Annotated in this window: 9 protein-coding genes and 1 pseudogene; 8 read left to right on the top strand and 2 right to left on the bottom strand. The window is 71.6% G+C overall.

The annotated features are described in order from the left end of the window. Positions 1-217, bottom strand: a pseudogene (locus DKL51_RS35970) (hypothetical protein); the annotation flags it as partial. 249 nt (positions 218-466) lie between these two features. Between DKL51_RS35970 and DKL51_RS32750 the strand changes: the two are divergent. From DKL51_RS32750 to pstB, 7 genes are all read left to right on the top strand, one after another. Beyond that, the gene (locus tag DKL51_RS32750; RefSeq protein WP_109942839.1) at positions 467-1180 is read left to right on the top strand and encodes a winged helix-turn-helix transcriptional regulator; all 714 of its coding nucleotides are present in this window, start codon (positions 467-469) and stop codon (positions 1178-1180) included. A 171-nt stretch (positions 1181-1351) separates the two neighbouring features. Beyond that, positions 1352-2188: a polysaccharide deacetylase family protein gene (locus DKL51_RS32755; protein ID WP_109942848.1), complete on the top strand. Its 837-nt coding sequence runs from the start codon at positions 1352-1354 to the stop codon at positions 2186-2188. A gap of 133 nt (positions 2189-2321) precedes the next feature. Further along, positions 2322-3248 (top strand): mycothiol synthase, encoded by a 927-nt coding sequence (gene mshD, locus DKL51_RS32760; protein ID WP_109942840.1) that lies wholly within the window; start codon positions 2322-2324, stop codon positions 3246-3248. 290 nt (positions 3249-3538) lie between these two features. After that, positions 3539-4642 (top strand): phosphate ABC transporter substrate-binding protein PstS, encoded by a 1104-nt coding sequence (gene pstS, locus DKL51_RS32765; protein ID WP_109942841.1) that lies wholly within the window; start codon positions 3539-3541, stop codon positions 4640-4642. Between the two features lie 46 nt (positions 4643-4688). Next, on the top strand, positions 4689-5780 hold the full coding sequence (gene pstC, locus DKL51_RS32770) for a phosphate ABC transporter permease subunit PstC (protein ID WP_109942842.1): 1092 nt from the start codon (positions 4689-4691) through the stop codon (positions 5778-5780). Next, a complete protein-coding gene (gene pstA, locus DKL51_RS32775; RefSeq protein ID WP_109942843.1) occupies positions 5777-6865 on the top strand; it encodes a phosphate ABC transporter permease PstA in 1089 nt (362 codons plus the stop codon). Before pstC ends, pstA begins: the two co-directional genes overlap by 4 nt. 17 nt (positions 6866-6882) lie before the next feature. Further along, positions 6883-7659 (top strand): phosphate ABC transporter ATP-binding protein PstB, encoded by a 777-nt coding sequence (pstB, locus tag DKL51_RS32780; protein WP_109942844.1) that lies wholly within the window; start codon positions 6883-6885, stop codon positions 7657-7659. 61 nt (positions 7660-7720) lie between these two features. On the opposite strand, the gene DKL51_RS32785 is transcribed toward pstB, so the two are convergent. Beyond that, positions 7721-8908, bottom strand: coding sequence for an epoxide hydrolase family protein (locus tag DKL51_RS32785; protein ID WP_109942845.1), 1188 nt, complete (start codon positions 8906-8908; stop codon positions 7721-7723). Positions 8909-8970: 62 nt separating this feature from the next. Here DKL51_RS32785 and DKL51_RS32790 point away from each other — a divergent pair, with 62 nt between their 5' ends. Further along, positions 8971-9927, top strand: a complete 957-nt coding sequence (locus tag DKL51_RS32790; protein WP_124813196.1) for a helix-turn-helix transcriptional regulator — start codon at positions 8971-8973, stop codon at positions 9925-9927. Positions 9928-10072: the final 145 nt, after the last annotated feature.

Below are 10072 nucleotides of genomic sequence, written 5' to 3' on the forward strand. Positions count from 1 at the left end.
GTCGCAGATCGCCGCACTCGCCCCGCTCGGGTACGTGGCGGCCGGGCCCGCCCTTGCGGAGCCGACGGGGACCGCCCCGCTCACGCCGGTCCCCGTCGTCGGCGGCCGGGCCGGTACGCGGGCCCGGCGGGTAGCCACGGGAGGGGCCGGTCGGCCCCGGACGGGCGCCGTCGGCCCACGGGTCACGGCCGGTCTCGGGCGAGGTCGAGGGATACACGCCCCGATCGTGCCAGACCAGGCGGCTCCCGCGGAGGTCACGGTTTCGGCAACGTTAAAACCTGGGCCGCGATCGGGGGCACATCGGGCATAGGGTGTATAGCGCGGCGGTGACGGCCAGACTTTCCGTTAGGCTCAAGCCGTTACCCGCCCGTCAGCGACGCCGGGACCCACGCAAGTTCTCAGCGCCACCTCCGAGCGGAGGTGCGCTGGTCGCCCGCGGCCATGCCGCTGGGACGGAGGTGATCGTGTGGAGATCCTGCTCCTGGTGACCGCGCGCGCAGGTGAACCATCGGCGGTGCTGCCGGCACTCGACCTGCTGCCGCACTCGGTCCGCACCGCGCCCCGGGACGTCCGCACGCTCGTCGCCGGCCCGAGCCCGGATGCGGTCCTGGTGGACGCCCGTTCCGAGCTGAGCGAGGCCCGCGCGACGTGCCGCATGCTGCACGCCACCGGGCTCGGCGTACCGCTGGTCGCGGTGGTCACCGAGGCCGGCCTGATCGCGCTCAACGCGGACTGGGGCGTGGACGACGTGATCCTGGCCGGGGCCGGCCCGGCCGAGGTGGAGGCCCGGCTGCGGCTCGCGGTCGGCCGGCTCAGCAACGCGACGGCCGGCGCCGGCGGCTCGATCCGGGCCGGTGAGCTGACCATCGATCCCGACACCTACGCGGCCAAGCTCAAGGGGCGCCCGCTCGACCTCACCTACAAGGAGTTCGAGCTGCTGAAGTTCCTGGCCCAGCACCCGGGCCGGGTGTTCACCCGGGACCAGCTGCTCCGCGAGGTGTGGGGCTACGACTACTTCGGCGGCACCCGCACGGTCGACGTGCACGTCCGGCGACTGCGGGCCAAGCTCGGCTCGGAGTACGAGTCGATGATCGGCACCGTGCGTCAGGTGGGCTACAAGTTCGTCGTCCCGCCGTCGCGTTCGCTGCCCGAGTCGGAGCACGCCCCGCTGCCGGTCTGACCGGCCACTTCACCCCGTTACCCCTTTCAGGGGGACTCTTGCTGTGTGCCCCTTTTGCGCATCTCGTGACTTTTACTCTGGTTGCGGGGTTTGCGGCAGGAAGGGGCGACGGTGGGCGAGTATCGCGGGGGCTACTACCGGTCCGAGCAGTCCTCGTCGCGACGGGGACCGCTGGCGAACCCGAGCGTCCGGGGCGGTGCGATCGTCCTGCTCGTGCTGGCGGCACTGCTGGTCTCCGCGTACGCCCTCGGCCAGAGCCTGGTCCCCGATCCGCCCCGGCAGCGGCACACCGGCGTCGCGACCGGCGCCACCCAGGCGCACCCCACCGCGAGCCCGAGCCGCCCCGTGCCGACCACACCGAGCGCGCAGGCCGAGCGGCAGCCCCAACTGGACCCGGACAGCAACGGCCCCTACGGCAGCCGGGTCTCCACCGGGTCGACCCGGGTGGCGCTCACCTTCGACGACGGGCCGGACCCGGTGTACACCCCGCAGGTGCTCGCGCTGCTGCGGAAGTACGACGTCAAGGCGACCTTCTGCGTGGTGGGCGTGAACGCAACGAACCACCCGGACCTCATCCAGGCGATCGTGGCCGAGGGTCACACCCTCTGCAACCACTCCTGGAACCACGACATGACCCTCGGCAAGCGCCCGGCCGCGGTGATCCGGTCCGACCTCATGCGCACCAACGCCGCCATCCGCGCGGCGGTGCCGAACGCGCGGATCGCGTACTTCCGGCAGCCCGGCGGGGCCTGGACGTACCCGGTGGTGTCGACCTGCGAGCAGATGGGGATGACCCCCCTGCACTGGACCGTCGACCCGTCGGACTGGAAGGCCCCCGGCGCGGCGAGGATCACCGCCACGGTGCTGGGTCAGACCGCACCCGGTTCGATCGTGCTGATGCACGACGCCGGCGGGAACCGGGCAGGCACGGTGCAAGCCCTGCAGCACCTCCTGCCGGTGCTGATGACCCGGTTCCAGCTGGAGGCGCTGCCCACCGGCACCACGTGAACGACGGTTGCCGCACGGGTCGGCGACGCTCCGGTGGTCGGGGGCACCGGGCTCCGCGCACCGTGACGGGCATCGCGCAACCGGTCGTCACGTCCGGCATGATCGGCCCGGCCCGGGCCGCTACGGTGACGGGATGAGCAGCACCGAGCCGACCGCCGACCGCGTCACCCGCGCCGACCGGCTGGCGCCGGTCGAGGTCGCCGAGGTGCTGGCCCTGGCCCGCATCGCCGGGGACGCCGACGGCGCCGACCCGCTCGACGAGCACGTGCTGCTGCGGCTGCGGGACCCGGAGGCACCCGCCGTGCACCTCACCGCGCACGCCGCCGACGGCACCCTCACCGGCTACGCCCATCTCGACACCACCGACCCGGCGGCCGGCATCGGCGTGGAGCTGGTGGTGCATCCGACGTACCGCCGGCAGGGCACCGGCCGGGCGCTGACCCGGGGGGTGCTGGCCGCGGCGGCCGGGCCGCTGCGGGCCTGGGCGCACGGCGACCACCCGTCCGCCGCCGCGCTCGCGGTCGACCTCGGTTTCACCCGCGCCCGAGTGCTCTGGCAGCTGCGCCGTCCGCTGACCGGCGCGCTGGCCGAACCGCGTCTTCCCGACGGGGTGGAGCTGCGCGCGTTCCGGCCGGGCGAGGACGACGACGCGTGGCTGGCACTCAACGCCCGGGCCTTCGGCCAGCACCCCGAGCAGGGCCGCTGGACGCCGGCCGACCTCCGGGTACGCCTCACCGAGCCGTGGTTCGACCCGGCCGGTTTCCTGCTCGCCGTCGAGTCCGCCACCGGCCGGCTGCTCGGCTTCCACTGGACCAAGGTGCACGAACGACCCGGCTCGGCCCGGATCGGCGAGGTCTACGTGCTCGGGGTGGATCCGTCGGCCCATGGCGGCGGGCTCGGCAAGGCCCTGACCAGCGCGGGGCTGGCCTACCTGCGGGATCGGCGGGGCCTGGACCGGGTGATGCTCTACGTGGACGAGTCCAACACCAGCGCCGTGGCGCTGTACGAGCGGCTGGGCTTCGCCCGCTGGTCCGCGCACGTCAACTACCACCTCGGCTGACAACCGTCGGCTCCCGCGCTCCGATCACGGGGGCGTCACGGGACAGGCTCGGCGGGATAACGGCCGCCCGGAAAAATCGTACTATTAGCGATACTGGGCGGCGAGTTCACGAAAAGGACAACCCCTACTCAGGTGAGGGCCACCCCGTCGGTCGCACCTGTTCACCTGGCGTTCACTTGCGCCCGGCAAACCGGCTACCTGGGACTTCTACCTTTCGTGTCAGCCGGTCAGCGCCGGCACCCGGGCCTGCCCGGGCGACCTGACCAAAGACGTGAAGGGAAACCCCTCAGGTGAAGCTCCAGCGGCACGGCGTCATCGCCTGCCTCGCTCTTACCGCGGTGCTCGGTCTCAGCGCGTGCGGCTCCGACAACAACGAGCCGACCGCCACCTCCGCTTCCGGTTCCGCCGCCGCAGTCGACTGCGGCAAGGGCACGCTGAACGCGCAGGGCTCCTCCGCGCAGAAGAACGCGATGGCCGAGTGGATCAAGGCGTACCAGCAGAAGTGCGCCGGCACCACGATCAACTACGAGCCGTCCGGCTCGGGCGCCGGCATCCAGGCCTTCATCGCCGGCACCGCCGACTTCGCCGGCTCCGACTCGGCGCTCAAGCCCGAGGAGCAGCCGCAGGCCGACGCCAAGTGCTCGGGTGGCAAGGCCATCCACCTGCCGATGGTGACCGGCCCGATCGCCGTCGCCTACAACGTGAGCGGCGTGGACAACCTCCAGCTCAACCCGGCCACCCTGGCCAAGATCTTCGCCGGCAAGGTCACCAAGTGGGACGACGCGGCGATCAAGGCCGACAACCCGGACGCCAAGCTGCCGGCGACCACCATCCAGACGGTGCACCGCTCGGACGAGTCCGGCACCACCGACAACTTCACCAAGTACCTGTCGAAGGCCGCCTCCGCCGACTGGACCCTCGACCACGCCAAGGCCTGGAAGGCCCCGGGCGGCACCGGCGCCAAGGGCTCGGACGGCGTGGCCAGCTCGGTCAAGGGCGCGGACGGCTCGATCGGCTACATGGAACTCTCCTTCGCCGAGAACTCCGGCCTGAAGAAGGCCAAGATCAAGAACGGCGCCGGTGAGTACACCGAGCTGACCGGCGAGGCGGCCGGCAAGACCATCGCCGCCGCCAAGGTCGAGGGCCAGGGCGACGACCTCAAGATGTCCATCGACTACAACACCACTGAGGCCGGGGCGTACCCGATCGTCCTGGTGACCTACGAGATCGTCTGCAGCAAGGGGCTGCCCGCCGACAAGCTGCCGCTGGTCAAGGGGCTGCTCGGCTACGCCGCCAGCAGCGACGGCCAGGCCCAGCTGAGCGAGCTGGGCTACGCCCCGCTGCCGGACTCGGTCCGCACCAAGGTCGAGGCCGCGGTCAAGAACCTCTCCTGACCGTCGAAGAGCAATACCACCTTCTCAATGCGAAGCGAGCGAGCAGATGGGTGACACCCCTCAGCGCTCGGCGCACGCCGGCACCGGCGGGATCACCGTGGCCACGGGCCACGAGTGGGCCGCCGGTGCCTCGGCGCGTGTGGCCGAGACGCCAGGCAACCCCCGTACCCCGGTCGACAACGGGATGGGCGGCGGCGGCGCGCTGCCGCGGGCCCGGTCGTTCGGCGCGGAACGCGCGTTCCGCGGCCTCACCCTGGCCGCCGGCACCGCCGTGCTGGTCATCATCGCGGCGATCGCGATCTTCCTGATCGCCCGGGCGGTCCCGGCGCTGCGGGCGAACACCGAGAACTTCTGGACCTACGAGGGCTGGTCGCCCAACGAGGCGCAGCCGAAGTTCGGCATCGGCACGCTCGCCTTCGGTACGGTCCTCAGCTCCGCGCTCGCGCTGCTCATCGCGGTCCCGGTGGCCCTGGGCATCGCGCTCTACCTGTCCCACTACGCCCCGCGCCGGCTGGGTACCGCGCTCGGCTTCCTGATCGACCTGCTCGCCGCGGTGCCCAGCGTCGTCTTCGGTCTCTGGGGCCGGGACGTCTTCATCAACCCGGTGCGGGACTTCTCCGCCTGGCTGAACGAGTACTTCGGCTGGATCCCGATCTTCGGCGGCGACGGCCCCTTCGGTAGGTCGATCATGCTGGGCTCGCTGGTGCTGGCGATCATGGTGCTGCCGATCATCACCTCGCTCTCCCGCGAGGTCTTCCTGCAGACCCCCACCGCCAACGAGGAGGCGGCCCTCGCGCTCGGCGCGACCCGCTGGGAGATGATCCGCACGGCCGTGCTGCCGTACGGGCGTCCCGGCGTCATCGCCGCGGTGATGCTCGGCCTGGGCCGGGCACTCGGGGAGACCATCGCGCTCGCGATGACCCTCGGCATCACCTTCGGCGTCTCGTTCAACCTGATCCAGAACGGCGGCAACACCATCGCCGCGAACATCGCCAACGCGTTCGGCGAGGCGAACGACACCGGTCGGGGTGCGCTGATCGCCTCCGGTCTCGTGCTCTTCACCATCACGCTGATCGTCAACATCACGGCGCGGGTCATCATCTACCGCCGCCGGGAGTTCACGGAGTCGGCCGCATGAGCACCACTGTCACCACCCACCGCCCGCGGCCGACGGCCCAGCCGACCACGCTGCGGGCCAGGCGGCTGCCCCGGTACGCCGCTCCCCTCATCGCCCTCGCGGCCCTCCTGGTCGCCGCCGGCATCGTCTACGGCACCGGCATCGGTGGCCCGGTGCTCGTCGTGGTCGTCGCCGCGCTGCTATACCTGGCCGGCCTCTTCGCCGCCGCGAACGCGGTGGAGGGGCGGCGGGCGGCCCGCAACCGCACCTGGAGCGCGCTGATCCACTCGGCCTTCGTGCTGGCGGTGCTGCCGCTGGCCTCCGTGGTCTGGACCCTGGTCAGCAAGGGAGTCGAGCGCCTCGACGGCAATTTCTTCGGCACCTCGATGAACAACATCGGGGCGCGGGACCCGAACGGCGGCGCCTACCACGCCATCGTCGGGACGCTGGAGCAGGTCGGCATCGCCACCCTGATCACCGTTCCGCTCGGCATCCTCTGCGCCATCTACGTCGTCGAGTACGGGCGGGGCCGCTTCTCCTTCGCCATCCGGTTCTTCGTCGACGTCATGACCGGCATCCCGTCGATCGTCTCCGGTCTGTTCGTCCTGGCGTTCTGGGTGCTCATCGTGTCGCCGATGGTCAACGACGGCCGGCCCGGATTCTCCGGCTTCGCCGCCGCGCTCGCGCTCAGCGTGCTGATGCTCCCGACCGTGGTGCGGTCCACCGAGGAGATGCTCCGGCTCGTCCCGGCGCCGCTGCGCGAGGGCGCGTACGCCCTCGGCGTGCCGAAGTGGAAGACCATCCTGCGGGTCGTCCTGCCGACCGCCCTGCCGGGCATCGTCACCGGCGTGATGCTCGCCATCGCCCGCGCGGCCGGCGAGACCGCCCCAGTGCTGCTGGTCGCCGGCGGCGGCGCGGCGATCAACGTCAACCCGTTCGAGAACAACCAGTCGTCGCTGGCTCTCTTCGTCTACCAGCAGGCCGGCGATGCCTCGAAGTACTCGCCGGCGCGGGCGTGGACGGCGGCACTGACCCTGGTCGCCCTCGTACTCGTCCTGACCATCGCGGCGAAGTTGCTGGCCCGTCGCAACCGGCTCGGCCGATGAACCCCGGAGGTACCACCATGGCCAAGCGCATCGAAGCCACGAACGTGAGCGCCTACTACGGCGGCTTCAAGGCGATCGAGAACATCACCCTGACCGTCGAGCCGAAGACGGTCACCGCCCTGATCGGCCCGTCCGGCTGCGGCAAGTCCACCTTCCTGCGGTCGATCAACCGGATGCACGAGGTGCTTCCCGGCGCCCGGGTCGAGGGCAACCTGACCATCGACAACCAGGACATCTACGACCGGGACGTGGACGTGACCGCGGTTCGCCGGATGATCGGCATGGTCTTCCAGCGGCCCAACCCGTTCCCGACCATGAGCATCTTCGAGAACGTGGTGGCCGGCCTGCGGCTCAACGGCGTGAAGAAGAAGTCGATCCTGGAGGAGGCCGCCGAGCGGGCACTGCGCTCGGCGAACCTCTGGGACGAGGTGAAGGACCGGCTGGGCAAGCCCGGCGCCGGCCTCTCCGGCGGCCAGCAGCAGCGGCTCTGCATCGCCCGCACCATCGCGGTCGAGCCGCAGGTGGTGCTGATGGACGAGCCCTGCTCGGCGCTGGACCCGATCTCGACGCTGGCCATCGAGGACCTGATGTTCCAGCTCAAGGACCAGTTCACCATCGTCATCGTCACCCACAACATGCAGCAGGCCGCCCGGGTGTCGGACCGGACCGCCTTCTTCTCCATCGAGAAGACCGGCGACCCGGGTCGGCTGATCGAGTACGACAACACCCAGAAGATCTTCAGCAACCCGAGCGTGAAGAAGACCGAGGACTACATCACCGGCCGCTTCGGCTGAGCCGCTGGTACCCGGTCCGCGAAGGGGCGTCGGTCGAGTCGACCGACGCCCCTCGGCGTTCTCACCGCAGCGCCGCGAAGAACTGCCGGATGTCGGCCACCAGCAGGTCGGGCGCGTCGTGGGCGGCGAAGTGGCTGCCCCGGTCGTACGTGTGCCAGGAGACGATGTTCTTGTGGTCCCGCTCGGCGAGCGGACGGATCGACGCGAAGTCGTAGGCGAAATTCGCCAGGCCGAGCGGAACCGTGGTCGGCGGCAACGCCTCGGTGCCGCGGCCGTTCACCTTCTGCGTCGGCGGCACGACCTCCGCGTCCTCGTAGTAGAAGCGCGCCGACGAGGCGGCGGTGTTGGTCAGCCAGTAGATCATCACGTTGGTGAGCACGTAGTCCGGGTCGAGGAACTCCCCCATCAGCTGGGCACTCCAGGCGAGCTGGCCGACCGGCGAGTCGGCCAGCGCGTGCGCCACGTTCTGCGGCTCGGTCGAGTGGAGCTTGTCGTAGGCGCCCCGGTTCCGCACGAACCAGTCGGCGAACGCCACCTTGCCCCGGTCCTCCTCGGACAGCGCCGCCACCTCGGCCGGGTCGCCGGAGGGGAGGGAGAAGACCTGGGTGACGTGGACCCCGAGGACGTGCTCGGGGTCGGTCCGGCCCACCTCGGGCGCGACGAAGGAGCCCAGGTCGTTGCCGGCGGCGCCGTAGCGGTCGTACCCGAGGCGGCGCATCAGCTCGGCCCAGGCGCGGGCCACCCGGAACCGGTTCCAGCCGCGTTCCCGGGTCGGGCCGGAGAAGCCGAACCCGGGCACCGAGGGGATGACCAGGTGGAACGCGTCGGCCGGGTCGCCGCCGTGGGCGCGGGGGTCGGTCAGCGGGCCGATCACGTCCAGCCACTCGACCACCGTGGTCGGCCAGCCGTGGGTGAGGATCAGCGGGGTGGCGTCCGGCTCGGGCGAGCGGACGTGCAGGAAGTGCACGTTCTGCCCGTCGATCTCGGTGCTGAACTGCGGGTACGCGTTGAGCTTCGCCTCCCACGCCCGCCAGTCGTACGTCGTCCGCCAGTGCTCGGCGAGCCGCCGCACGTAGCCGACCGGGACTCCGTACTCCCAGGCGGGCGGGACCGGGCCGGCGGGGGCGGCCGCCGGGTCGGCAGGCAGCTCCTCGGCCCAGCGGGTCCGGGACAGCCGGTCGGCGAGGTCGTCGAGCTCGGCCTGCGGGATGTCGATGCGGAACGGGACGATCGCGGTGTTCTCAGCCATGCCACAAGGCTAGAGATCAATTAGGAACAGTCCGTTCCTAATGAAGTGGCAGAATCCCAGAAATGTTGGAGACCTCGGCGCGGCTGCTGCGCCTGCTGTCGCTGCTGCAGACCCCGCGCGAGTGGACCGGGGCCGAGCTGGCCGACCGCCTCGCGGTCAGCACCCGGACCGTGCGCAACGACATCGAGCGGCTGCGCAACCTGGGCTACCCGGTGCACGGCACCCGGGGCGCCGTGGGCGGGTACCGGCTCGGCGCGGGGGCGGCCCTGCCGCCGCTGCTCCTCGACGACGAGGAGGCGGTGGCGGTGGCGGTCGGACTACGTACCGCCGCCGGGGGCACGGTGGCCGGGATCGAGGAGACCTCGCTGCGGGCGCTGGCCAAGCTGGAACAGGTGCTGCCGTCCCGGCTGCGCCGCCGGGTCAACGCGCTGCAGGCGTACACCGTCCGGGTGCCGCACGACGAGCCCGGGCCCCGGGTGGACGCCGGCACCCTCAGCACGATCAGCGCCGCCTGCCGGGACCGGGAGCGGCTGCGCTTCGACTATGTCCGGCACGACGGGACCACCGGGCGGCGGGACGTCGAACCGTACCGGCTGGTCAACTGGGGTCGCCGCTGGTATCTGGTGGCCTTCGACCCGGAACGGGACGACTGGCGGACCTTCCGAGTCGACCGGATCACCCCGCGCACCCCGACCGGGCCCCGCTTCACGTCCCGGGAGCTGCCCGAGGACGTGGTGGACCGGGTCCGGCGCGGGGTCTCCGCGGCCGCCTGGCGGCACCGGGAACGGATCCCGGTGCACGCCCCGGCCGCGGTGGTCACCGAGCGGATCAACCCGGCCGTCGGCACGGTGGAGCCGGTGGACGAGCGGAGCTGCCTGCTGCACACCGGCGCCGACCGCCTGGAGACCATCGCCGTCTGGCTCGGCCTCCTCGACGCCGACTTCACCGTCCAGCACCCACCCGAACTGACCGACCTGCTGCACACCCTCGCCACCCGCTACCTCGGCGCGGCGGGCTGACCCGCTCCCCCGCCGATTCTGCAATCAGCGCCCGCCCCTTGCCCGGAAAGCCGGTTTCGCCGGGGCCGGACGTGCAAGATCGCGGAGGGCCGCGGGGGTCAGGTCAGGAGGAAGCGGGCCTCGCCGTCGTCGGGGAGGTCCAGGC

The sequence above is a fragment of the Micromonospora globispora genome, assembly GCF_003857015.1.
In the GTDB taxonomy this organism is placed as follows: domain Bacteria; phylum Actinomycetota; class Actinomycetes; order Mycobacteriales; family Micromonosporaceae; genus Micromonospora; species Micromonospora globispora.

Coding starts and splice junctions, on each gene's coding strand:
- mshD (WP_109942840.1), top strand. CDS start 2,322: ATGAGCAGCACCGAGCCGACCGCCGACCGCGTCACCCGCGCCGACCGG.
- pstA (WP_109942843.1), top strand. CDS start 5,777: ATGAGCACCACTGTCACCACCCACCGCCCGCGGCCGACGGCCCAGCCG.
- DKL51_RS32790 (WP_124813196.1), top strand. CDS start 8,971: ATGTTGGAGACCTCGGCGCGGCTGCTGCGCCTGCTGTCGCTGCTGCAG.
- pstB (WP_109942844.1), top strand. CDS start 6,883: ATGGCCAAGCGCATCGAAGCCACGAACGTGAGCGCCTACTACGGCGGC.
- DKL51_RS32785 (WP_109942845.1), bottom strand. CDS start 8,908: ATGGCTGAGAACACCGCGATCGTCCCGTTCCGCATCGACATCCCGCAG.
- pstC (WP_109942842.1), top strand. CDS start 4,689: ATGGGTGACACCCCTCAGCGCTCGGCGCACGCCGGCACCGGCGGGATC.